Source organism: Pseudomonadota bacterium, from assembly GCA_013285445.1.
Classification (GTDB): Bacteria; Pseudomonadota; Gammaproteobacteria; order Xanthomonadales; family Wenzhouxiangellaceae; genus Wenzhouxiangella.
This window is the reverse complement of the sequence record CP053448.1, coordinates 702,821-726,880: the sequence shown is the minus strand read 5'-3', so window position 1 is coordinate 726,880 and position 24,060 is coordinate 702,821. Positions and strand designations below refer to the sequence as shown.

General features: G+C 63.1%; 20 protein-coding genes, 1 tRNA gene and 1 pseudogene. 1 reads left to right on the top strand and 21 read right to left on the bottom strand.

Annotated features, from left to right (window positions below; genetic code table 11):
* Positions 1-64: 64 nt before the first annotated feature.
* The 18 genes and pseudogenes from nuoN to HND55_03320 all read right to left on the bottom strand — a co-directional run bounded on the left by nuoN (position 65) and on the right by HND55_03320 (position 16,454).
* Entirely contained in the window at positions 65-1,501 is a 1,437-nt protein-coding gene (nuoN, locus tag HND55_03405) for an NADH-quinone oxidoreductase subunit NuoN (GenBank protein ID QKK01788.1), read from the bottom strand.
* A gap of 6 nt (positions 1,502-1,507) precedes the next feature.
* The gene (locus HND55_03400; GenBank protein ID QKK01787.1) at positions 1,508-3,019 is read right to left on the bottom strand and encodes an NADH-quinone oxidoreductase subunit M; all 1,512 of its coding nucleotides are present in this window, start codon (positions 3,017-3,019) and stop codon (positions 1,508-1,510) included.
* 13 nt (positions 3,020-3,032) lie between these two features.
* Positions 3,033-4,994, bottom strand: a complete 1,962-nt coding sequence (gene nuoL / locus HND55_03395) for an NADH-quinone oxidoreductase subunit L (GenBank protein ID QKK03969.1) — start codon at positions 4,992-4,994, stop codon at positions 3,033-3,035.
* Positions 4,995-5,181: 187 nt separating this feature from the next.
* Positions 5,182-5,487 (bottom strand): NADH-quinone oxidoreductase subunit NuoK, encoded by a 306-nt coding sequence (gene nuoK / locus HND55_03390; protein QKK01786.1) that lies wholly within the window; start codon positions 5,485-5,487, stop codon positions 5,182-5,184.
* Entirely contained in the window at positions 5,487-6,089 is a 603-nt protein-coding gene (locus tag HND55_03385) for an NADH-quinone oxidoreductase subunit J (protein QKK01785.1), read from the bottom strand. Before HND55_03385 ends, nuoK begins: the two co-directional genes overlap by 1 nt.
* Before the next feature lie 13 nt (positions 6,090-6,102).
* Positions 6,103-6,591: an NADH-quinone oxidoreductase subunit NuoI gene (gene nuoI, locus HND55_03380; GenBank protein QKK01784.1), complete on the bottom strand. Its 489-nt coding sequence runs from the start codon at positions 6,589-6,591 to the stop codon at positions 6,103-6,105.
* An 11-nt stretch (positions 6,592-6,602) separates the two neighbouring features.
* Positions 6,603-7,622 carry an NADH-quinone oxidoreductase subunit NuoH gene (nuoH, locus tag HND55_03375; GenBank protein QKK01783.1) on the bottom strand — a complete coding sequence of 340 codons (1,020 nt, stop codon included), beginning with the start codon at positions 7,620-7,622 and terminating at the stop codon, positions 6,603-6,605.
* A complete protein-coding gene (locus tag HND55_03370; GenBank protein QKK01782.1) occupies positions 7,619-7,918 on the bottom strand; it encodes a hypothetical protein in 300 nt (99 codons plus the stop codon). Before HND55_03370 ends, nuoH begins: the two co-directional genes overlap by 4 nt.
* Positions 7,897-9,981: pseudogene (locus HND55_03365) on the bottom strand (NADH-quinone oxidoreductase subunit G). The gene HND55_03370 and the pseudogene HND55_03365 overlap by 22 nt, the downstream one beginning before the upstream one ends.
* 104 nt (positions 9,982-10,085) lie before the next feature.
* Positions 10,086-11,381: an NADH-quinone oxidoreductase subunit NuoF gene (gene nuoF / locus HND55_03360; protein QKK01781.1), complete on the bottom strand. Its 1,296-nt coding sequence runs from the start codon at positions 11,379-11,381 to the stop codon at positions 10,086-10,088.
* Between the two features lie 6 nt (positions 11,382-11,387).
* Positions 11,388-11,909 carry an NADH-quinone oxidoreductase subunit NuoE gene (nuoE, locus tag HND55_03355; protein QKK01780.1) on the bottom strand — a complete coding sequence of 174 codons (522 nt, stop codon included), beginning with the start codon at positions 11,907-11,909 and terminating at the stop codon, positions 11,388-11,390.
* A 240-nt stretch (positions 11,910-12,149) separates the two neighbouring features.
* On the bottom strand, positions 12,150-13,403 hold the full coding sequence (locus tag HND55_03350) for an NADH-quinone oxidoreductase subunit D (protein ID QKK01779.1): 1,254 nt from the start codon (positions 13,401-13,403) through the stop codon (positions 12,150-12,152).
* Positions 13,403-14,125 carry an NADH-quinone oxidoreductase subunit C gene (locus HND55_03345; protein ID QKK01778.1) on the bottom strand — a complete coding sequence of 241 codons (723 nt, stop codon included), beginning with the start codon at positions 14,123-14,125 and terminating at the stop codon, positions 13,403-13,405. The genes HND55_03350 and HND55_03345 overlap by 1 nt, the downstream gene beginning before the upstream one ends.
* Positions 14,122-14,667 carry an NADH-quinone oxidoreductase subunit B gene (locus HND55_03340; protein ID QKK01777.1) on the bottom strand — a complete coding sequence of 182 codons (546 nt, stop codon included), beginning with the start codon at positions 14,665-14,667 and terminating at the stop codon, positions 14,122-14,124. The genes HND55_03345 and HND55_03340 overlap by 4 nt, the downstream gene beginning before the upstream one ends.
* The gene (locus HND55_03335) at positions 14,658-15,014 is read right to left on the bottom strand and encodes an NADH-quinone oxidoreductase subunit A (GenBank protein ID QKK01776.1); all 357 of its coding nucleotides are present in this window, start codon (positions 15,012-15,014) and stop codon (positions 14,658-14,660) included. Before HND55_03335 ends, HND55_03340 begins: the two co-directional genes overlap by 10 nt.
* A 66-nt stretch (positions 15,015-15,080) precedes the next feature.
* A tRNA-Leu gene (locus HND55_03330) sits at positions 15,081-15,167 on the bottom strand.
* Between the two features lie 34 nt (positions 15,168-15,201).
* Positions 15,202-15,675: a preprotein translocase subunit SecG gene (secG, locus tag HND55_03325; protein ID QKK01775.1), complete on the bottom strand. Its 474-nt coding sequence runs from the start codon at positions 15,673-15,675 to the stop codon at positions 15,202-15,204.
* A 29-nt stretch (positions 15,676-15,704) separates the two neighbouring features.
* A complete protein-coding gene (locus HND55_03320) occupies positions 15,705-16,454 on the bottom strand; it encodes a triose-phosphate isomerase (GenBank protein QKK01774.1) in 750 nt (249 codons plus the stop codon).
* A 292-nt stretch (positions 16,455-16,746) separates the two neighbouring features.
* On the opposite strand from HND55_03320, the gene HND55_03315 reads away from it, so the two are divergent.
* Entirely contained in the window at positions 16,747-17,328 is a 582-nt protein-coding gene (locus HND55_03315) for a YceI family protein (protein ID QKK01773.1), read from the top strand.
* 127 nt (positions 17,329-17,455) lie between these two features.
* Here HND55_03315 and pmbA read toward each other — a convergent pair whose 3' ends face one another.
* From pmbA to HND55_03300, 3 genes are read right to left on the bottom strand one after another with little or no spacing between them, the layout of a single operon-like run.
* Positions 17,456-18,835, bottom strand: a complete 1,380-nt coding sequence (gene pmbA / locus HND55_03310; GenBank protein QKK01772.1) for a metalloprotease PmbA — start codon at positions 18,833-18,835, stop codon at positions 17,456-17,458.
* Positions 18,828-20,261 (bottom strand): metalloprotease TldD, encoded by a 1,434-nt coding sequence (gene tldD / locus HND55_03305; protein ID QKK01771.1) that lies wholly within the window; start codon positions 20,259-20,261, stop codon positions 18,828-18,830. Before tldD ends, pmbA begins: the two co-directional genes overlap by 8 nt.
* Positions 20,262-20,312: 51 nt before the next feature.
* Entirely contained in the window at positions 20,313-24,011 is a 3,699-nt protein-coding gene (locus tag HND55_03300) for a TIGR02099 family protein (protein ID QKK01770.1), read from the bottom strand.
* Positions 24,012-24,060 lie beyond the last annotated feature (49 nt).

The following is a 24,060-nucleotide window of genomic DNA, read 5'->3' as shown; positions in this document are numbered from 1 at the left end:
CAGGAAAGCGCTTCCGTGGGCGTCGGTCGGGGTCGCACCCCCGACGGGCAACTGAACCAGATGTTCAAACGAAGGAACTGGCGCACAGTCCGATCAGGCCACCGGAAAAGATCCCCAACGCCAGCATGGAAACACCGTTGACCGTCAGCACGGCGCGGAAATCAACCGGCGCGGTCACCGGCTCGGTGGTTTCGGGCTCATCAAAGTACATCAATTTGACCACCCGCAGGTAGTAGAAGGCGCCGATCACCGCAGTGATGACCGCCAGCACCGCAAGTCCCTCGAATCCAGCCGAGATCGCCGCGGCAATGACCTGCCACTTGGCAAAGAACCCGACAAAGACCGGAATACCGGCCAGAGAAAACATCAGCATCAGCATGATGAAGGCATACCAGGGATTGCGCTTTGCCAGGCCTTTCAAATCGTCGAGGCGATCGGCTTCGGTGCCGCCGCCCGAAACCAGGATGACAACGGCGAAAGCACCGGCCGACATGATGGCGTAGACAATAGCGTAGTACATGGCTGCGGCATAACCTGCATCCGTGGCCGGCAGCAGGCCGAGCAAGACAAAGCCCATGTGAGCAATGGTCGAATACGCCAGCATGCGCTTGATATTGTCCTGGACGATCGCGACCAGGTTGCCGAGCATCATCGACAACGCTGCCAGAACCATCAGCATGCCTTGCCAGTCCGCGTGGAGCGCCACCATACCGTTGTCGAGCAGGCGGATAGCCAGTGCGACGGCGGCCAGCTTGGGCACCGAGCTCAAGAACAGGGTAATCGGCAGTGGCGCGCCGTGATAGACGTCGGGAATCCACATGTGCAGCGGCACGGCACCAAACTTGAACGCAATCCCGAGCACGATAAACACCAGCCCGAAGGTGAGCAGCATGTTGTCGCCGATACCCGAAGCCAGCGCCGCACTCAGGTCGCTCAGGTCCAGGCTGCCGGTCGCCCCGAATACAAGGCTCATGCCGAACAGCAGCAGTCCCGACGCCAGCGAGCCGAGCACAAAGTACTTCATGGCCGCTTCGGACCCCTTCAGTGAATTGCGATCAAGCGCGACCAGGGCATAGCTCGACAGGGTCAGCAGCTCAAGGCCCAGATAGACGGTCAGCAGGGAACCGGCCGAAATCAGCACCATGGTGCCGATCAGGGCGAACAGGCTCAGCGTATAGAACTCGCCTTTGAACAGGTTGAACTCGCGCAAGTAATGCTTGGCGTAGACAAATACGCCAATGAAGACGATATAGGCAAAGACCTTCAGCACGTCACCGAAACGGTCGCGCACAAAGGTGTCGGAAAAGGCATAGGCCACCTCGCCCGGCGCCATCATCAGGCGCAGGGTGAGGATGACGGCAAACACCAGCGTGATAATGGCCATGGTATGAGTCAGGCCGCGTCGCTCTTCCGGGATGAACAGATCAGCCATCAGGACCACGCACGCCATGGTCAGCACGAAGATCTCGGGCAGGGCCAACTGCAGTTCGGCAATCGTCATGTCGAATTATCCAATCTTGCTCTGCAAGATGTGCTCGATCAGGTGCTGGATCGAGGGCTCCATCAATTCAATGAGCGGGAACGGCCACAGACCGAGCCCGAGCGTAAATACGGCCAGCACGGTCAGCATGATCCATTCGCGCGCGTCTATATCCTTCAGCGCGGCGACCTTGTCGTTGGCAACCTCACCGTAAATCACGCGCTTGACCAGCCACAGGCTGTAGGCTGCCCCAAGAACCAGCGTGATCGCGGCACAGAAGGCCAGCCAGAAATCGGCATGCCAGGCCGCCAGAATGACCATGAACTCGCCAACGAATCCGCTGGTTCCCGGCAACCCCGAGTTGGCCATGAAAAACAGAACCGTGAACATGGCAAACCACGGCATGGTGTTGGCCACCCCACCGTAGGCGGCAATCTCGCGGCTGTGCATGCGGTCATAGAGCACGCCGACAAACAAGAACATCGCCCCAGAGATGAAGCCATGGGAAATCATTTGCACCATTGCGCCCGACATACCGAGCCCTGCACCGGTCAACGCGCCGGTGCGTTGTGCAATGGCAAAGGCCAGGAACATGCCCAGCGTGACAAAACCCATATGAGAAATCGAGCTGTAGGCAATCAGCTTCTTCATATCGCTCTGGGCCAGAGCGACAAAACCAATGTAGACGATAGCAATCAGAGACAGGCCGATGACCAGCCAGTCCAGCTCAGCGGCTCCGTCCGGGGTGATGGGCAGGGCAAAGCGCACCAGCCCGTAGCCACCGATCTTGAGCATCACCGCCGCCAGTACGACCGAACCGCCCGTCGGCGCCTCGACATGGGCATCCGGCAGCCAGGTATGTACCGGCCACATTGGCACCTTGACGGCAAACGCAATCAGGAACGCCAGAAAGACCCAGATCTGGGCAGTCAGCGACATCGGCAGCTCGTGAAGGTCGGCAATCGCGAAGCTGCCCCCCTGCAGGTACAGCCACAGCAGGGCAACCAGCATGAACACCGAGCCGAAGAAGGTGAACAGGAAAAACTTGATCGTCGCATAGATGCGATTCGGGCCGCCCCAGATACCGATGATCAGAAACATCGGCACCAGCATGGCCTCGAAGAAGACGTAGAACAGCATCGCATCGAGCGCCGCGAACATGCCGGTCATCAGCGCGTGCAGAACCAGAAAGGCAGCCATGTAGTAGTGAGGCCGATCCTGAATTCGCCAGCCACCGATGATCACCAGCACCCCGATCAGGGTGTTGAGCAGAATCAGCGGCAGCGACAGGCCGTCAATACCCAAGTGGTAGTGAATGCTGAAGGCTTCGATCCAAACCGTTTTCTCGACGAACTGCATCTGGGCCGTCGTCGCATCGAATCCGGCGTAGAGCAGCAGCGACAGCGCAAACGTCACCAGCGCAACCAGCAGCGACAACGGGCGAACGAGGTCTGGCGCGCGCGTGCCGAGCGCGACAACCACCGCCGCGCCGGCGATCGGAAGCCAGGTAATCAGACTGAGCAGGGGCCAATCCAGCATGCCGAAAAATCCCTTACCGGAGCAGAACGAACGACGCCACAAGCGCGACCAGCGCGATAATCATGACGAAGGCGTAGTGAAACAGGAAGCCGGACTGCAGGTGGCGCAGTGCCGCCGACATGCGCCCGACCAGTCGGGCGGATCCATTGACCAGCCAACCATCGATAACGATACGGTCCCCGCCCTTCGACAGACCGGATGCAACAGCGAGGCCAGCGCCGGCAAACACCTTCTGCCAGAGATCGTCGAATCCGTACTTGTTGTCAAGAATTCTCCAGAGGGCATGAAAGCGCTTCTTGACGGTAACGGCCAGGCCAGGCTTGAACAGGTAGATATAGGTCGAAATGGCCACGCCCAGCATGGCCAGCCAGAACACCGGCGTCATGAAACCGTGCAGCGCAAAGGCAAGCGTGCCATGGTCGAACTTGCCGGCCAGCTTGTTGGCGACGACATCATTGGCTTCCTTGACGAATATGGCATCGCCCATGGCGCCACCAAACAACAGCGGCTCGACCGTGAAATAGCCGATCGCCAGCGACGGAATGGCCAGCAGGATCAGCGGCACGGTGACCACAGCCGGCGTCTCGTGTGCATGCCTGCGAGTTTCCTCGTCCATGCGAGTCGGACCGTGAAAGGTCAGATAGAGCATGCGGAACGTGTACAGGGCGGTAATCACCACACCGGCCATGACCGCGAACCAGGCGAAGCCGGCACCAGGCCGGTCAGCGTAGTGCACCGCCTCGATGATCAGATCTTTCGAGAAGAAACCCGAAAAGAACGGAAAACCGATCAGAGCCAGCGACCCGACCCAGGCCGTCACGGCGGTAACGGGCATGTACTTGCCCAATCCACCCATCTCGCGCATGTCCTGCTTGTGGTGCAGGGCGATGATGACCGAGCCGGCGGCCAGGAACAGAAGCGCCTTGAAGAACGCGTGGGTCATCAAATGAAAAATCGCGACCGAATAGGCCGAGGCGCCAAGCGCCACGGTCATGTAGCCGAGCTGGGACAGGGTGGAGTAGGCCACGACCCGCTTGATGTCGTTCTGGACGATCCCGACCAGGCCCATGAACAGGGCGGTGATGGCACCGATGACCAGAATGAAACTCAGCGCCATATCCGAGGTCTCGAATACCGGCGACAGGCGCGCGACCATGAATATTCCGGCCGTGACCATGGTGGCGGCGTGGATCAGGGCCGAAATCGGCGTGGGACCTTCCATCGAATCGGGCAGCCAGACGTGCAGCGGCACCTGCGCCGACTTACCCATCGCGCCGATGAACAGCAGGATGCAGATCACGGTCATCAGCGACCATTCGGTGCCACCGATCAGGCTGATCGTTCTGCCCTCCAGCGCCGGCACGGTGGCAAAGACCTCGGCGTAATGAAGTGATCCGGTATAGGCAAGGATCGCGCCAATGCCAAGCAGAAAGCCAAAATCGCCCACGCGATTGACCAAAAAGGCCTTGAGGTTGGCCTTGACCGCCGAATCCTTCTTGAACCAGAAGCCGATCAACAGGTAGGAAACCAGTCCGACCGCCTCCCAGCCGAAAAACAGCTGCATGAAATTGTTCGCCATGACCAGCATCAGCATGGAAAAGGTGAACAGATTGATGTAGGCGAAGAAGCGCTGGTAGCCGGGGTCGTCGTGCATGTAGCCGATGGTGTAGATATGCACCATCAATGACACGAAGGTCACCACCGTCATCATCAGCGCGGTCAGCGGATCAACCAGGAAACCGACTTCGATGTGTATGCCGTCGACCATGGCCCAGGTATAGACGGTGTAATCCAGCGTGGGCAGGCCATTGAAGAACACCTGCCATGCCACGTAGGCCGACAGGGCGGCCGATCCGGCGACGGCCAGAATCGTGATCCAGTGGGCACCGGCCCGGCCCACCTGGTGACGCAGCAGGCCCGCCACGACACTGCCGAGTAGCGGCAGCAGCGGTATCAACAGCAGTACGGTCTCGATATTCACGACAACTTGGACCCTTGTTATAGAACCGCAGATGAACCCAGATCAGCGCAGATCGCGAGTTGACAGCGATCCCCACTCAACCCGTCGTAAGCGGCATCGAATATCGCTGGCAGTCCGGGTTTCATGCGCTTGTACTTTCCTTTATCTGCGTTAATCCGCGTTTATTCGCGGTTTCAAAGAATCAACCCTTCAGGTCGGCAATGTCTTCGACGCTGATCGAGCGGCGGTTACGGAACAGCACCACCAGCAGCGCCAGCCCGATGGCGGCCTCTGCGGCGGCCACGGTCAAAATGAAGAAAACGAACACCTGGCCATCGAGCACGTCGAGAAAGCGCGAAAAGGCAACGAAATTCATATTGACCGCCAACAGCATCAGCTCGATACACATCAGCAGAATCAGCACGTTCTTGCGGTTGAGAAAGATACCCGCGACAGCAATGCAGAACAGGACCGCACCCAGGGTCAGGAAGTGAGCCAGCGTCAACATCAGGCCTCCTCCCCTTCACTTTCCATCTTCACCACGCGCAGCCGCTCGTCACGCTTGACGCGGACCTGACGGCCGGGATCCTGGTATTTCGCCTCGGGCCGGCGCCGGTGCGTCAGCGCAATCGCGGCAATGATCGCGACAAGCAGCAGAACGGCGGCAACCTCGAAGGCGTAGAGATAGTCGGTGTAGAGCAGTTCGCCCAGCTCGCGGGTGTTGCTGTAACCCTCGCCCTTGGCCTCCGGCATCGGTACCGATTCCATGCCCCGTGTCCAGATCAGCAGGAACAGCTGGATGGCCATCGCCAGGGCGACCAGCACACCAGCCGGCAGATAGCGGGCAAAACCTTCCTTGAGCGGGGTGACATTGACGTCAAGCATCATTACCACGAACAGAAACAGCACCATCACCGCGCCGACGTAGACCAGCACCAGCGTGATGGCGAGAAACTCTGCCTGCAGCAGCATCCAGATGCAGGCGGCGGAAAAGAAACTGAGCACGAGAAACAGTACGGCGTGAATCGGGTTGCCGACGGTGATGACACTGAGCGCTGACAGCACGAGGATGGCGCTGAACAGGTAGAAGACGATTTCGATGATTGGCATGGCGTTCTGACCCCTAGCGATAGCGCGCGTCGCGTTCGCGGTTGGCGGCAATGCTTTTCTCGTAGCGATCGCCAATGGCCAGCAGCTGCTGCTTGTCAACCACTTTTTCGGACTTGTCTTCCATGTGGTAGTCGCTGATGTCAGTCAACACGATTGAATCGACGGGACAACTCTCCTCGCAGAAGCCGCAATAGATGCACTTGAACAGGTCGATGTCATAGCGGGTCGTTCGGCGCGTGTTGTCTTCGCGGTTGTGCGACTCGATGGTAATGGCCAGCGCCGGGCAGACCGCCTCACACAGCTTGCAGGCAATGCAGCGTTCCTCCCCGTTGGGATAGCGCCTGAGGGCATGCAGTCCGCGGAAGCGTGGCGACTTCGGTGTTTTTTCTTCCGGGTAGTTGAGCGTAGTCTTCGGTGCGAGGCCGAAGCGCCATGTCAATGCCATGCCCTGGAAGAACTCCAGCAACATCAGCGACCTGAAATAGCGGACGAGAGCTTGCATAGATACCTCGATCAGCCTCCGAACCAGCCCAGCACACGGAACACACCTGCGACCATGATCCAGACGATGGTGATCGGAATGAACACCTTCCACCCCAACCGCATGATCTGATCATATCGATAGCGCGGAAACGTCGCCCGGAACCACAAAAACAGGAAGCAGAAAACCACGGTCTTGGCCAGGAACCAGTGGACACCGCCTTCGCCGAGCAGCGTGTCACCCACCACCGGAATGCCTGCGAACGGGGACAGCCAGCCGCCCATGAACAGCAGCGACGCAAGCGCCGAGACCAGAATCATGTTGGCGTATTCGGCCAGGAAGAACACGGCGAAGCCGGCACCGGAGTACTCCACATGAAACCCGGCAACGATCTCCGACTCACCCTCGGCCACATCGAACGGCAGGCGATTGGTTTCAGCCACGCCGGAGACGAAATAGATCACGAACAGCGGCAGCAGCGGCAACCAGTACCAGGTCAGGATGCTGCCGCTCTGGGCCTCGACAATGGCGGTCAGGTTGAGTGTGCCGGCCAGCACGATCACGCCGACCAGGGCAAAGCCCATGGCGATTTCGTAGGACACCGTCTGGGCCGCGGCACGCAGCCCGCCAAGCAACGCATACTTGGAATTCGACGCCCAGCCACCGAGCAGAATGCCATAGACACCCATCGAGGTCAGCGCCAGCACCAGCAGCAGCCCGGCATCGATATCGGCCAGCACGAGCCAGTCGTCGAAGGGAACGACCGCCCAGGCCGCCAGCGCCGGACCCAGCGACAGCACGGGTGCGAGCAGGAACAGGAACTTGCTGGAGTTGGTCGGAATGATCAACTCCTTGAACAGCATCTTGAAGGTGTCGGCAAACGGCTGCAGCAGGCCGAGCGGACCGATCCGGTTTGGCCCGCGACGCGAATGCATGTAGCCGAGCACCTTGCGCTCGAAATAGGTGTAGTAGGCCACCGCGATGATGAGCGGGAACAGGATCGCCATGATCTTGACCCAGGTCCACATCAGCGTGGTCAGCTGCTCCATCATTCCGGCACCTCCAGGCGAATCTCGCCGCCACCGGGGCCCAGCTCGGCAACCGCGGCGGTGGCCACCGGCAGGCCAACCGCGCCAGGCGCCACCCGGTCGTCGATGACCAGCGCCAGCTCGGCACTGGCGCCGTTCTGAATGACGCGAACGCGCTCGGCGCCGCTGAGACCATGGCGCTCGGCAGTTGCAGAGTGAACGGCAACCACGGTTGCTGCCGCCTGACTGGTCTGCTGCAGCGCCGGCGCCCGGCGCAGCAGGCTGTCGCCGGCATACGGGGGACCTCGCCGGTTCGCCACAGTGTCTCGCCCGTCGCCTGAACCGGCTCGCTCAACGCGTTGGAGGGCTGGTCGGCCACCTCGCGCGAAAGGGCCTGGCCGGTGACCTCATCCAGGCGGGCAAAATCGAAGCCTTCGATCTGCGACAGTGCGCCCAGCATACGCAGGATCTTCCAGCCCGGCCGGGCCTGGCCCGGCGCCTTGCCGACCGCCCGCAGGTCCGTGCGGTGACCATCGGCATTGATCCAGCTGCCGTCGGATTCCGGTACCGGCGAGAGCGGCAACAGGACATCGGCCGTTGCCCGCAACACGGCGTTGTCGAAGACCGCAGCTGCGACGACCGAGGATGCCATCTCAAGCGCCCGGCGCGCGCCGGCCGGGTCGGCCAGGTCAAAGTCCGGTTCGACATCCCAAAGCAAATAGGCCTGGCGCCCCTTGTCCAGCATTCCGCGGGCATGCAGGCCGCCGGGGCCCGGCACGCTGCCGGCCACCCAGGCACCCTCGCTGTTGGCCGGACCGGGTAACACCACGAGGGCCACTTCCAGCGCTTCGGCCAGCCATTCGGCCAGGTCACGCAGCCAGCCCGCCTCAGGATGGTTGAGCGCCTGGTCGCCCAGCAACACTGCGCCGGATGCAGACTCCCTGAGCAGTGATGCGACCTGTCGGGTGCTGTCATCGGTCTGGCGCTGGCCGATATACGCGCCCAGCCGACCCTCGGGAAGATCGATCCCGGCCAGTTCAGCGGCGGACCTGGCGACCCGGGCCAGGGTATCCACCATCGCCTGTGGCGGGACAATCAGTCGCTCGGTCAGATCGAAATGGCAATCCCAGGCCATGCTGTTGAGGTCAGCGATCTTCGCGCCGTTGTTTCGCCAGGCCGTGCGGACACGATGCCCCAGAATCGGCTGTTCGTGGCGGATATTGCTGCCGACCAGAAAGATCGCGTCGCACGCGGCGATTCCTGCAATCGGGATATCGAGCCGCCCACGGCCGGCCTGTGGATGCGAGAAATCGAGCAGACGCAGCCGGTGATCGATGCTCTCACTGCCCAGTCCACGTGTCAGGCTTGCGGCCAGGTAGTGCTCCTCGACCGTGGCACGCGGCGAAATCAGCACCCCGAGCTCTCCGGCACCGTGTGTTTCGACCGCCCCTTTCAGTGCCCGGGCGGCGATCTTGAGCGCCTCGTCCCAGTCAACCTCGCGCCACTGTCCGTCGACCTTGATCTGTGGGGCCGTCAGCCGATCACCGGCCTGCAGGCCAAAGTGGCTGTAGCGGTCGCGATCGGCCAGCCAGCACTCGTTGACCGCCTCGTTGTCGCGCGGAACCGCGCGCATGATTCTCCCGCCCCGGGTGTGATAGAACAGGTGCGACCCGAGACAGTCGTGCGTGCCGACGTATGGCCGGGCACGCATTTCCCAGGGTCTGGCCGTGTGCCGGAACGGTTTGTTGGTCAGGGCGCCGACCGGACACAGGTCGATGATATTGCCCGACAGCTCCGAGTCAATACTGCGTTCGATAAAGGTGCTGATCTCGTGGTGCTCGCCACGATTCATGCTGCCCAGCTCGGCAGTTCCGGCGATTTCGGCCAGAAAGCGCGTGCAGCGCGTGCAGTGAATGCAGCGCGTCATGTCCGTCTCGATCAGCGGTCCGACATCCTTGTCGCGCACCACCCGTTTGCGCTCGGTAAAGCGTGATACGGACCGGCCGTAGCCCATGGCCAGATCCTGCAGCTCGCATTCACCGCCCTGATCGCAGATCGGGCAGTCAAGCGGATGGTTGATCAGCAGGAACTCCATCACGCCACGCTGCGCGTCAACGCTGCGGCGCGATTCAGTGAATACCTTCATGCCGTCAGCCACCGGCGTGGCGCAGGCCGGAAGTGGCTTGGGCGCCTTCTCAACGTCGACCAGACACATCCGACAGCTGGCCGCGATCGACAGCTTGTGGTGGTAGCAGAAACGGGGAATGTCGATCCCGGCCCGGTCGGTCACCTGGATGATCATCTCGCCCTTGCGGGCGGTCAGCTCGTGACCGTCGACCTCGATGGTGACGGTGTCGGTCTGATTTTCTTGTGCTGTAGCCATGATCAGTCAGTGGTCAGGATTCAGGGTCAGGGTCGGGAAGACAGGTGCCCAAGGGGTTGCTGACCCCTGGTCTCTGAATCCCGACTCCCGCAGCGTCGCGACCGTCATGCGGCCTCTCCAATCTTGTCGGCCACCATCGAACGCCCGTGCTTCACGTAATACTCGAACTCCTCGCGGAAGTGCTTGAGAAATCCCTGCACCGGCCAGGCCGCCGCCTCACCGAACGCACAGATCGTGTGACCCTCGATCTGCGTGGTGACCGACAGCAGGGTATCGAGATCTTCCATACGGCCCTGCCCGGCCATGATGCGATGCTGCATGCGGTGCATCCAGCCGGTACCTTCGCGACACGGCGTGCACTGGCCGCAGGATTCAGCGTAATAGAATCGCGAAATACGGCGCGAGGCCTCGACCATGCAGGTCTTCTCGTCCATGACAATGACCGCGCCCGATCCCAGACCGGAGCCGGCCTTCTGGATCGAGTCGTAATCCATGGTCAGGTCCATCATCACGTCGGCGGGCAGTACCGGCATCGACGAGCCGCCCGGGATCACGCCCTTGAGCCGGTTGCCGTCGCGCACCCCGCCGGCCATCTCCAGCAACTCGGCAAATGGCGTGCCCAGCGGAATCTCGTAGTTGCCCGGCCTGTTGACGTGGCCGGAGACCGAAAAGATCTTGGAACCACCGTTATTGGGCTTGCCCAGCTCCAGAAACCAGTCAGCGCCGTTGCGCATGATGATGGGCACCGAGGCCAGGGTTTCAGTGTTGTTGATCGTCGTCGGCTTGCCGTAGACACCGAAATTGGCCGGAAACGGTGGCTTGAAACGCGGCCAGCCCTTCTTGCCCTCGATCGATTCCATCAGCGCGGTTTCCTCGCCGCAGATGTAGGCGCCGGCACCCAGCAGGTTGTGGATCTCCATATCGATCCCCGAACCCGAGATATCCTTGCCCAGATAACCGGCATCACGGGCTTCCTTGAGGGCCGCTTCCACACGCTCGAATGGCTCGTGGTGGAACTCGCCACGCAGATAGTTGAAGGCCACCGTCGCGCCCATCGAATAGGCGGCAATTGCCATCCCCTCGAGCACCGCATGCGGGTTGTAGCGCAGGATATCGCGGTCGTGACAGGTACCCGGCTCTGACTCGTCGGAGTTGCACACCAGGTACTTCTGGCCCGGCGCCGAGCGCGGCATGAACGACCATTTCAGACCGGTCGGAAAACCGGCGCCACCGCGCCCGCGCAGCGCCGACTTCTTGACCGTCTCGATGATGTCCTCCCGGGGCGTCTTCTGTTCGAGAATCTTTTCCCAGGCCTGCCAGCCGCCAATCCTGCGGTAAGCCTCAAGCGACCAGCAGCTCCCCTCGTCGAGATGCGTGAAGCAGATGTTGTGTTCGGCCATGATCAATCACTCCAGCCCGTCGAGAATCTCGTCGACCTTCTCGGGCGTGAGCTTCTCGTGGTAGTGGCCGTCGACGATCATCATTGGCGCGCCCGTGCAGGCGGCCAGGCACTCTTCCTCGCGCTTGAGGAAGAAGCGCCCGTCCGGCGTGGTTTCACCGATTCGCGTGCCCAGCTTGTTCTCGACGTGCTCGACGATCTTGTCGGAGCCGCAGAGCATGCACGAGATGTTGGTGCAGATCGAGATCGAATGCCGGCCGACCGGCTCGGTCTCGATCATCGAGTAGAACGTCGCCACCTCGTAGACCCAGACCGGCGGCACATCGAGATACTCGGCCACGGCGTCCATCAGATTGCTGCTGACCCAGCCACGGTTCTGGTGCTGGACTGCAACCAGAGACTGGATGATGGCCGAGCGGCGACCCTCGATGCCTTCCGGAAACTTGGCCCGCCAGTGGTCGATCTCGCGACGTGTGTCCTCGCTGAGCAGCTCGGCCTTGCCGTGCACAGGAGATTCAGTGCCCTGCATGGAAAACTCCAATTCCATCCATTGAAGGAATTCGCTTCACAACGTAGCGAGCGGACGCCAGGTGGTGGCCGCCGGAGCGCAGGAACCGCAGCGCAGGCGGAATACCTGGTGCGACTTGCGCCAAGCGCAAGAAGCGCCAGGTTGCAGCCGTTGCGCGTGTACTTGGATGGGTACATGAGGATTCCGAGCACCGCCGGACGCCGCCTGGCGTTCGCGCAGCAGTTCTGAAGCGAATTCCCGTCATCGGTCGATTTCTCCAAAGACAATGTCCTGGGTCGCGATCAGTGCTGCAATATCGGGCAGCATGTGACCCTTCGCCATCTCGTGCATCGACGAGAGATGGGCGTAGCCGGGCGCACGCAGATGAACGCGAAACGGCTTGTTGGCGCCGTCGGACACCAGGTAGCAGCCGAATTCACCCTTGGGTGCCTCGACCGCGGCGTAGGTTTCGCCTTCGGGCACGCAGTAACCCTCGGTGAACAACTTGAAATGATGTATGAGGGCTTCCATGTCGTCTTTCATTTCTTCGCGCGTCGGCGGCGCAACCTTGAAGTTGCGCACGATGACCGGCCCGGGATTGGCGCGCAGCCAGGCGACGCACTGCTTGATGATCCTCGCCGACTGGCGCATTTCCTCGACGCGCACCAGGTAGCGGTCGTAGCAGTCGCCATTGGTGCCCACCGGGATGTCGAAATCGACCTCACGGTACCTGGCATAGGGCTGTTTCTTGCGCAGATCCCACTCGACCCCGCAGCCCCGGAGCATCGGTCCGGTGAAACCCAGCTGCAGCGCGCGATCCGGGCTGACCGCGCCGATCCCGACCGTGCGCTGCTTCCAGATGCGGTTATCGGTCAGCAGCGTCTCGTAGTCATCGACACGATCGAAGAAGTCATCGGTGAAGGCCTCGATGAAGTCGAGCAGCGAGCCCTCGCGCCACTCGTTCATGCGCTTGAGGTCCTTGCCCTTGCGCCAGGGTGATTCGGCCACCTTCGGCATCTCGTCGGGCAGGTCGCGGTAGACGCCACCCGGGCGGTAGTAGGTGGCGTGCATGCGCGTACCCGAGACGGCCTCGTAGACGTCCATCAGGTTTTCGCGCTCGCGGAAAGCGTAGAGAAAGACCGCCATGGCGCCGAGATCAAGCGCATTCGAGGCGACCCACATCAGATGATTGAGAATGCGCGTTATCTCGTCGAACATCGTGCGAATCCACTGCGCACGGGCCGGCGGTTCAATGTCGAGCAGGATCTCGATGGCACGCACATAAGCGTGCTCGTTGCACATCATCGAGACGTAGTCGAGCCGGTCCATGTAGCCGATCGAGTGGTTATATGGCTTGGACTCGGCGAGTTTTTCGGTGGCGCGGTGCAGCAAACCGACGTGGGGATCGGCGCGCACCACCGTCTCGCCGTCAAGCTCCAGAATGAGTCTCAGCACGCCGTGGGCGGCCGGGTGCTGCGGCCCGAAATTGATGGTGAAATTGCGGATCTCGCTCATCAGCGCGTTCCTTCCAGCTTCTTGTCGACATAGCGGCTGTCGCGACGCACCACGCGGGCCACGGTCACGCGCGGCTCAATCTCGACCGGCTCGTAGATCACGCGGCCCTTGTCCTCGTCATAGCGCACGGTCACGTTGCCGATCAGCGGGAAGTCCTTGCGAAATGGATGGCCGATGAAGCCGTAGTCGGTCATGATGCGCCTGAGATCCGGATGCCCCTCGAAAACGATGCCGAACAGGTCGAAGGCTTCCCGCTCGTACCAGTTGACCGAGTTCCAGACCTCAATTAACGACGGCAGCACTGGCAGGCTGTTGTCGGGCGCAAAGCAGCGCAGGCGCAGTCGACGGTTATGCCCATGCGACAACAGGTGAACAACAACCGCGAAGCGATTACGGATCTCGCCGGCCTCGGGCCGCTCCTCCCAGGAGAAGCGTCCGGGACCGAGGGCGTCGGCCGCGCGCGAAAAACCGGTGCCGGTCGCTTCGGCCGTCTCCCACTCATCGTCGCCATAACCGAGATAGTCGATGCCACACAGGTCGGTCAGCTGGCCAAAAGCAAGCGCCGGTTCGTCTCGCAGCAGATAGGCAGCATCAAGCCAGTGATCGCGCGGGATCTCGACGGTCAGCTGGCCGCGATGTTCGGTCAACGAGGCGATGCGCTCGCCGAGCACATCAGTCAGCGACTGGGCCAGGGCCTGGTTGCGGGCGGAAAACTGAGTCATGAGCGGGCGATCGTGTTGGTCCGACGGATCTTCTTGTAGAGCTGCAGTACGCCGTAGACCAGCGCCTCGGCGGTCGGCGGGCAGCCCGGCACGTAGATATCGACCGGCACGATACGGTCGCAGCCTCGGGTGACGGCATAGGAATAGTGGTAGTAGCCGCCGCCGTTGGAGCACGAGCCCATCGAGATGACCCATTTCGGATCGGGCATCTGGTCGTAGACCTTTCTGAGTGCCGGAGCCATCTTGTTGACCAGCGTGCCGGCAACAATCATCACGTCGGACTGGCGCGGGCTGGGGCGGAAGATCATGCCGAAACGATCAAGGTCATAGCGCGAAGCGGCGGCATGCATCATTTCCACCGCGCAGCAGGCCAGCCCGAAGGTCACCGGCCACATCGAGCCGGTTCGCGCCCAGTTGATCAGGGCATCGGCACTGGTCGTGACAAACCCCCTACTGAGCAGCGGATTGTCGCCCCCCGGGCGCAGGATATCGTCAACCTGGCTCTCGGGAACCGGGTTGTGCATGATCTCGCTTATTCCCATTCCAGTGCTCCCTTTTTCCACTCGTAGACAAAACCAATGACCAGAATCAGCAGGAACACACCCATCGCCACCAGGCCGGTCATGCCGACAGCATCGAGCGCGACCGCCCAGGGAAAGAGAAAAGCGATTTCCAGATCAAAAATGATAAACAGGATGGCGACCAGATAGAAGCGCACGTCGAACTTCATGCGCGAGTCCTCGAACGCCTCGAAGCCGCATTCATAGGGCGAAAGCTTCTCGCTGGACGGCCGACGCGGGCCAAGAATGCCGCCGACCAGCAGCAGCGCCGCGCCCATGCCCAGCGCAATCACCAGAAACAGCAAAATGGAAAAATAGTCCGCGAACATCCGTCCAACCTGCCTGTGCGTTGGTTCTTGCCGACGCGCCGGTGACGGTGCGAGGGCGCTACAAGATGGTGCCGAAGGCCGGACTCGAACCGGCACGGCCGCAAGGCCACTGCCCCCTCAAGACAGCGTGTCTACCAATTCCACCACTTCGGCATTGTCGCTTGACCGGCTGGTCTGCTTTTTGACATCAGTCAACCGGCGGTTCCTGTCGGTCTTCGGCCTCCTCGCCCTCGACCGGCAGATCAGAAAACTCATCGTCTGCGCTGGCTTCACCGTCGTCTTCGGTCTCCTCGCCTTCGACCGGAAGTTCCAGAAACTCATCGTCTGCAGCGGCATCGCCGCCCGCTTCCTCGCTGGCCGGTACTTCCTGCCCGCTGGCGCCCAGCTGGGCCGCCACGCCAAGGTCGTCGGCCTGTTCAGCAACTCCACCGGATCGGGCCGCAATCACGGCCATCGACAGGCTGATAACGAAGAAGGCAACGCCAAGCCAGCTGGTCAACTGCGTCAAGAAGCCGGTCGCCCCGCGCGAACCGAATACGGTCCCCGACGCGCCGGAACCGAACGCTGCACCCATAGTGGCACCTGGCCCGCGCTGGACGAGCACGACCGCGATCAGTGCCGCGGCCAGTAACACGTGAAAAACTATCAAAACCGTATACATGAATCTCGTAACCCTGGATGAATTGACAGTCAGGCTGCCTGGTAAATGGCCATGAATGATTCGGCCTGAAGCGAGGCGCCACCGATCAGGCCGCCATCGATATCGTCACAGGCAAACAGATCGGCAGCGTTGTCGGGCTTGACGCTGCCGCCATACAGGATCCTGACTCGGCCGGCTATTGTAGCATCTGCGGCAGCCAGCTGGGTCCGGATGGCGGCGTGCACCTCCTGGGCCTGAGCCGGGGTTGCCGTCTGACCCGTGCCGATGGCCCACACCGGCTCGTAAGCCACGACGGCCCGCGAAAACGCGCCAATGCCGGCCAGCTCGATGACCGCGGCAAGCTGGCGGCCAACCACCTCCTGCGTGCAGCCGGCGTCGCGCTCCTCAAGGGCCTCGCCCACGCACAGGATCGGCTGCAGCCCCGCGTTCTGGGCGGCCACGAACTTCGCCGCGACCAGCGCGTCACTCTCGCCGTGCACCCCTCGACGCTCGGAGTGCCCGACCAGCACGTGGGTGCAGTTCCAGTCGGCCAGCATCCGGCCGGAGACATCCCCGGTGTAGGCGCCGCTGGCGTGCGGGCTGAGATCCTGAGCGCCGAGACAGACCGGCGTGGTGTCGGTCAGCGAGTCGACCAGCGGCAGATACGGAAACGGCGGCAGCACCATCACCTCGGCCGATCGTCCGGGATCGAGACGGGCCAGTATGCCGCCAATCAGGCTGCGAATTTCCGGCTTGCTGCCGTGCATCTTCCAGTTGCCGGCGATCAGCTTGGTGCGCATTGAAGTCACCGAAAGGTGTATCCAGGGGAGGCAGATTCTAAATGTTTTGCGGCCCAAGGTTAAGATTTTCGCAAATCCGCCGGCTGACAGGACAATCCGAACGTCAACGAACCCGGCAACAATCAACGGCGCCGCTGCCGGGATTGGCGCCAGTCCTCGCGCAAACTGCCGCATCAGATGGCATCCGGTGCGGCCGGGTGCCGGTCCGGCCGTTCCCGCCTGCGGCGCTGACACCGCATTGGCGCAGACCGCGTTACCCTTCTAGCCTGACTGACCAACAGAGTACCCCGCCATGATCCGGATTTTCTCGTCAATCATCGTCGCATTGGTATTGATCGGCTCGGCGCAGGCCGGGGAGCGTTACCTGATCGATACCCGCGGCAGCCACGCCTTCATCCAGTTCAAGATCTCGCATCTGGGCTTTTCCTGGCTGCACGGGCGGTTCAATGACTTCGAAGGCGAATTCACGTTTGATCCAAACGATCCGGCACGCTCCTCGGTGAACGTGACCATCCAGACCGCCAGCATCGACAGCAACCATGACCGGCGCGACGAGCACCTGCGCAATGATGATTTCCTGGCCGTGAAATCCTATCCCGAAGCCCAATTCCGATCGACCTCATTCGAGCCGCTGGGCGAGGACCGCTACCGCATGACCGGTGACTTCACGCTGCTCGGGCAAACCCGCTCGGTTACGGTCGATGTGCAGCAGGTCGGCGCCGGTCAAGACCCCTGGGGCGGCTTCCGGCGCGGTTTCGAGGGACATACCACACTGACTCTGTCCGATTTCGGCATTGACTACGATCTCGGCCCCGACGCCCGACAGGTCGAAATCATCCTGTCGGTCGAGGGCATCCGCCAGGACGGCCAATAACGGCGCGGAAGCGCATCAATCGCCTGTCCCGCCCGGCAGGTGGCGGACCCGACGACCTATTGGATGCTGAAGCACTGAAGGCCCCACCCAATGCTGCGCCGGCAGGTGCGACGCAGGGGCGGGCTGTCTACCCGTCCTCCTGGCCCGCCACGGTCATCTCGCCGACCAGCAGCGAGCCGGTACGGATATTGCGGCGGGTATCGACATCGGTACCGGCCGCAACCAGCCCGGCCAGCATGTCGCGCAGATTGCCGGCGATCGTGATTTCCTCGACCGGCTCGGCCAGCGCGCCGCCCTCGACGCGAAAACCGGCAGCGCCGCGCGAATAGTCGCCGGTGACAATATTGACGCCCTGGCCCATGACTTCGGTCACCACGACACCGCGGCCCATCGTCTGCAGCAGCTCGCTGAAGTCGTGCCGAGCGCCAAACAGGACGAGATTGCGCACACCGCCGGCATTCGCGGTGGTCTCCAGTCCGAGGCGGCGCGCCGAGTAGCTGCCAAGCACGTAGCGTTCCAGAACACCGTGCTTGACCAATGGCGAGGTTTGCGTGGCGACCCCCTCGGCGTCGAAGTTGGCCGAACGCGCCGCGCGCGGCAGCCGCGGCTGCTCGACCAGCGAAGCCCAGTCTGGCAGGATCGACTGGCCTGCGGCGTCGATCAGATAGCTGCTGCGACGGTAGAGGTTGCCGCCGGAGACCGCCGATACCAGATGGCCGAGCAACCCGCTGGCGACCTCCGGGACAAACAGGACCGGGCTGCGTCCGGTGCTGACCCGCCGGGCACCCAGGCGGCGCAGCGTTCGTCGCGCTGCACTCTGTCCGGTGGCCTCCGGGCTAGCCAGATCATCGAAGCAGCAGGCGCTGTCCCAGTCGTAGTCGCGCTGCATGCCGGATGCGTCAGCCGCCACCAGCACGCAGCTCTGCGAATAGCTGGTCGCGCGCGAGACGCCCAGGAAACCATGGCTGTTGGCGTAGACCGCGACACTGGCCTCGATCGATACCCCGGCACCCTCGGAGTTTTCGATGCGTTGATCGGTGGCGCGCCCGGCGCTCTCCATGGCCCGTGCCCGTTCGACCAGTTCGTCAAGGGCGATATCGCGCGGATGCCACAGATCAAGTTCATCAAAACCGTCGGCCATGCGATGGGCATCGGCCAGTCCCGCGGCCCGGTCAGGCTGGGTATGCCGCGCGATGGCCAGCGCCCGTTCGACGGTTTCTGCAACCGTCTCCGGACGCAGATCACCGGTCGCCGCGCTGGCGCTGCAGCGGGCACGATAAACGGTCACCTGCAGCTGTCGATCACGCGCCTCTTCGAGGGTTTCGATCTCCCCCAGCCGAACCGCGGCTTCGCGACCCAGGGCCGAGCTCACGTGCACTTCAGCCTGTTCGGCACCGCCGGCGCGGGCACGATCAAGTGCCTGCCGGGCAATGCCGGCAAGCAGGTCGGCCTCGCGGTCCGGATTGTCGATGATGGCCGTCAGCCGGCTGGAAGTCAGGTCATTCATGCGTTCCACCCACGGTCAGACCGTCAATTCTCAGCGTCGGCTGACCGACGCCGACCGGCACGCTCTGCCCTTCCTTGCCGCATACGCCGATTCCCGCGTCGAGCTCGAGATCCTTGCCGACCATGCCGACCCGGGTCAGCACATCCGGACCGTTGCCGATCAGGGTCGCACCCCGGATCGCCGGGCCGAGCTTGCCGTTGCGCACGCGATAAGCCTCGGAGGCGGCAAACACGAACTTGCCCGACGTGATGTCAACCTGACCGCCGTTGAAGCCGACCGCATAGATCCCGTCATCGACCGATTCGATGATCTCGCCGGGATCGTGCGGGCCTGGCAGCATGTAGGTATTGGTCATGCGCGGCATGGGCAAATGCGCGAACGACTCGCGCCGGCCGTTGCCGGTTGGCTGTGCACCCGTCAGGCGCGCATTGAGACGATCCTGCATGTAGCCGACCAGACGACCGTTCTCGATCAGTGTGGTACATGAGGCCGGCGTGCCTTCGTCGTCAATCGTCAGCGAGCCGCGACGGTCGGCCAGCGTTCCGTCATCCACCACGGTGCATGCCGGGGTGGCCACCTGTTCACCCATGCGCCGGGCAAATGCAGAGACACCTTTGCGGTTGAAATCACCCTCCAGTCCGTGCCCGATCGCTTCATGCAGCAGCACGCCCGGCCAGCCCGGCCCGAGCACCACCGTCATATAGCCGGCCGGTGCCGGACCGGCGCCCAGATTGACCGCAGCGATGCGCACCGCCTCGCGTGCGTGCCGCTGCCAGAAGCCGGGATCGGTGAGCGCATCGAAGGTCCAGCGACCACCGCCGCCGGCCAAGCCCTGTTCGCGTCGGTCATCCTCTTCCATGAGCACCCGTACATCGAGCCGAACCAGCGGCCGCATATCGGCCGCCAGCAGACCGTCGGTGTCCGCCACCAGGATCAACTCATGGCTGGTCGCCAGATTGACGCTGACCTGGCTGATTCGCTCATCGAGCGAGCGCACGTAGGCATCGACGGTGCGCAACAGCTCAACCCGATCATTGGCTGTCCCGGCGCTGGTCGGATCGCCGCTGCGGTAGCGTGTCGGAACCGCATTCGCCTGACCGACACGCACCGCACCGCTGCCGCCGCTGCGGGCAATTGAACGCGCGCTGGCCGCAGCATCCAGCAGCGCGGGCAGCGCCATCGAGTCGGCATAGGCAAAACCGCTACCCGCACCAGCCACTGCTCGAACACCCACCCCCTGATCCGCATCGAAGCTGCCGCTCTTGACGCTGCCGTCCTCGAGCACCCAGCTCTCGGTTACACGGCGCTGGAAGTACAGCTCTCCGAAGTCGATACTCGATGCGTACAGGCGCCCGAGCGCCAGCGCCAGTTCCTGCTCGCCGACACCGGCCGGAGCCAGCAGGCGATCTTGTACTTGCTTGAACATATCGCTTTCGCTGCGTTTGAAGGGAGAATATCCGGTCGCTGGCGCCCTGATTCAATCCGGGTTGTCGCCAGGCACAACGACCTCGGACTGGCCGGCTTCATCCTCGACTCGCGCTTCGACCAGCGCAACGGTCGGATTCTCCCAGGGCCCGGTGACCGTGTAGCGCGCCTGGCTGATGCCGCGCAGCGGTCGGTCGAACAGCGTGCGCAGCACCAACCCGGCGGCAGCACCGGCCGGACCGCCGGCCAGTCCGCCAATGATGGGCAGGACGCCACCGACGCCCGGCTCAACCACAAGCTGCTGATTGTAGGTGCGAGCTGCCATATCCGTCTGGCCGCTGACCGAGATCCGTGCTGCCGGTGACTCGATGACCAGGTCGTCGGTTTGCGCCAGTCCGCCGACCAGATCGAACCGCCCTTCGATCCGGTCGTACTTCAGGCCCTGCGCGAACACATCGCGAAAGTCGAGCAGCAGCCGCCGCGGAATGGTGCTGAGGCTGACCAGACCCAGCAGACGCCCGGCGCCGGGGCGCGCTTCGGGGATCAGTCCGTCGCGCATGCTGACCTGCAGCTGTCCGGTGGTTCGGGCCAGTGAAAAATCGCCGGGCGCTCCGGGCCATTGTCCGTCGATGTCAACCTGGGTCTGGGTGGCGCTTACCCCGGAATCGAACTCGAAGGCGCGCAACAGCATTGACAAGTCGGCGGTCATCAGCCGCCCCTGAAAGCGCGTCGTCACCCCCTCCTCGGACTCGACCCAGTGTCCGCTGCCGTCGAGCGTGATGACCTCTCCCTCGACCTTGATGTGCTCGATTTCCATGCCATCTTCGCGCGGGTGTGTTTCCACCCGGGTTCGGCCAAGCGGCAGGTCGCGATAGCTGAGATCCTCGATCAGCAGATGAAGGGGGGGAATGCCGCCTGGCCGCATGATGCTGGTCTGGGAGGGCACCGGCTGCTCATCGAGACTGGCCGGCGCGGTCTCACCGATGATCTCATGCAGGTGCAGCCGCTCGAAATCGGCCACCACGACCCGGCCCGAGTCGATTGGATGCGGCAATCGCACCTGCCCGGCGATCGAGCGACCATCGAGTTCCATCACCCAGTCCTGCGGCTGCCGCTCCAGCGATACATCGATCCCATCGAGCGCGACTTCGCCGAACAGCAACCGATCGACGCTCAGGTCAACGCGACCCGCGATCTCGCCGCCGGTCGACCAGTCGTTCCCGTCGAAATGCCGCAAAGCGGCGCTCCAGCGGCCCAGATCCAGACTGTCGACGCGACCGCCAACGCTCAGTCCCGGCCCTTCGGGCACGGCTGGCGGCGCCTGATTGATCCCCGCTGCGATCGCCCACTGCTGCGCCTGCCGACGCGCCCGTACCCCAATCACCTCACCAAGCTGGCCGACCACATCCAGGGCGCGATCACCCAGCTGGAGTCTCAGCGACAGCGGCCGGCTCCGGTCAGCCTTCTTCTCCAGCGGCGGCGGCAGCGTGATGGCCAGCCCGTTCAGATCGCTGTCGACCTCGACCAGGACGCCGTCCGCCTCCTGGCTCCTGAGGTCCACCTCCCAGTATGCCGATCCGGTCAGGGCATTGCTGAGCTCAACCAGCCCCGAACCGGGCAACAGCATGTCGGCCGGATGCAGTTGACCGGCCAGGCGCATGCGGGCTGGCGGCCTGAAATCGGTCACCAATTCCAAAGTCGCCCGCGACTCACCGGCACCCAGATACAGCACGCAGGGCGAGATTCCAAGGCGGTCGAAAAACGACGTGCCATGAATCGAGGACAGACCGATGCCGGCCTGCGGCAGGCGAAAATCGACACCCTCGAGACTGACCTCTCCGTCCAGCGACCAGTCGGCGATGCGGCGCAAGGGCAGGTTGACCTCGGCGGAAATCGAGACCGGTCCCTGCCACTGCATCGGCGCGAGCACGCCGGACCAGGCGGGCAGGGGAAACGAAGCGACCAGGCGATGAACGGCACTGGCCTCGACGCTATCGGCCAGCACCAGGAACGACAGCTCGGGCGCACTCATATCCGGAATGACCAGGGGATTGGCCGCCAGCTCGAGTTCGCCAAAGTGGCCGCGATCGACGCGACCGACCATGCGTCGGCCGATGAATTCGACACGGCCGTCCAGCTCGCGCCCCGCAGGCCACTGCGGCCAGTAATCCAGATCGGCGTCGGCGAACTCCACCCAGGCCTGAAAGTCGCCAGCATGCCAGCGCCGGAATTTGCGGCCCAGTCGAACGTGATAATTGAGTCCACCGCTGGCGCTGCCCACGTAAACCAGTGCCTGGTCCAGCCAGTCCATGGTGCGCGGAGGAATACGGCCATGCGGCAGGAACGGCCGCGGATCGACCTCTTCGATGCGGTCGGCGACCACGTGAAAATCGAGAAACGCCCGTTCGCCGCCGAGCCAGACCCAGCCGTGAGCACGACCGTCGGCGTATTCGTGACCTATGCGCAGGTTGTTCATCTCAATGGCCTGCGGCGAAACGGTCACGCGCCCCCTGATTGACTGGAGCGAGACCGGGCTGCGAATCATCCGGGGCCAGTCGCCCTGCGGCGCGCCACTCAGATCGATAGCCGCACGATCGCCGCTCAAGCCCAGTTCGAGGTCGATTCCGGCGACGGCCGGCCCGGCACCGCCTGGCTCGACCGACAGCGCACCGATCCGTCCGCTCAGACGGTGCAGGCTGGCGCTGTCGTCACCGTGCGCGCGCAGATCCTCGACCGAACCGGCCAGCGTCTGCGGCCAGTGCTCAAACATCGCGCCCAGGTACGGGTCGAGCAGCCCGTGCACACCGGCCAGCGACAACCAGTCTGCCGCCACGGCCCATTGATCGTCCTGGCGCGCCGCTGCAACGCCGTGCAGGATCGTTTCACCATCCACCTGCAGCGCGACCAGCTCCAGATCGGTTCTTGCGCCCTGGCGCGCGGCCATCAAGCGACCGTCGGCGCGCCGGCCGCCGAGCGTGTCGACGGCAAAGTCCAGGTCCAGCATCAGACCCTGCTGCCGCGACCACTCGAACCACGCCTCCAGCTCGAGCGTCTCGCCCGGCGCATTGATGCCGACCCCGGTCAGGCCGGACAGGCGTTCCAGCGGCAGTCCGCGGCCGTCCGCCCAGGCCCGAAGCGATACCGCCTTGTCCGGGCCGCGGTCGGCCCGCAAGCGCAGATCGACCCGCGCCGAATCGGCGCCGGGCATGGACAGCTGGGCGGCCAGGTCGGTTTGGCTGCCGCGGCGCCGGATCAGCCCCTCGTCCAGTCGCAGTGCAATCGGGTCGAGACCCCGGGGCGCGATTCGCACGGTTGCATCGCGAATCGTCAGATCGCCGGCCAGGGAACGTTCGGCCCAGTCATCCCCCATTTCAGCGCCCTGCTCCAGCCGCATGCCCCAGCGCCCGTCGTCACCCTGCGCCAGGGCCAGGTCCAGACCCAGCACGACCAGCCGGAACGGATTGCGATCAAGGCGGAAAAGATGAGGCAAATGCAGCTCGACGCGAGCCCGTGAGACCGTCGCCAGCCTGGTGTCGGTCGGGCCGACACGAATATCGGCCAGCGAAACGCTTGGAGTCAGGCGCGGCCAGCTGGCCTCGATCGCACCAATGGTCACCGGCTGACCGATGCTGGCAGTCAGGTAACGCTCGAGCCAGGGTCGGGCATGGTCGGCGTGCGGAATCAGCAGGCGGCCGATACCGACAATGATGGCCGTCACGATGATCAGGCCAGCGATCAGGGTGACCGCCACGCGACGGCAGTGTCCGACGCATCTCCGCAGCAGGCCGGGTCTGGCGCTT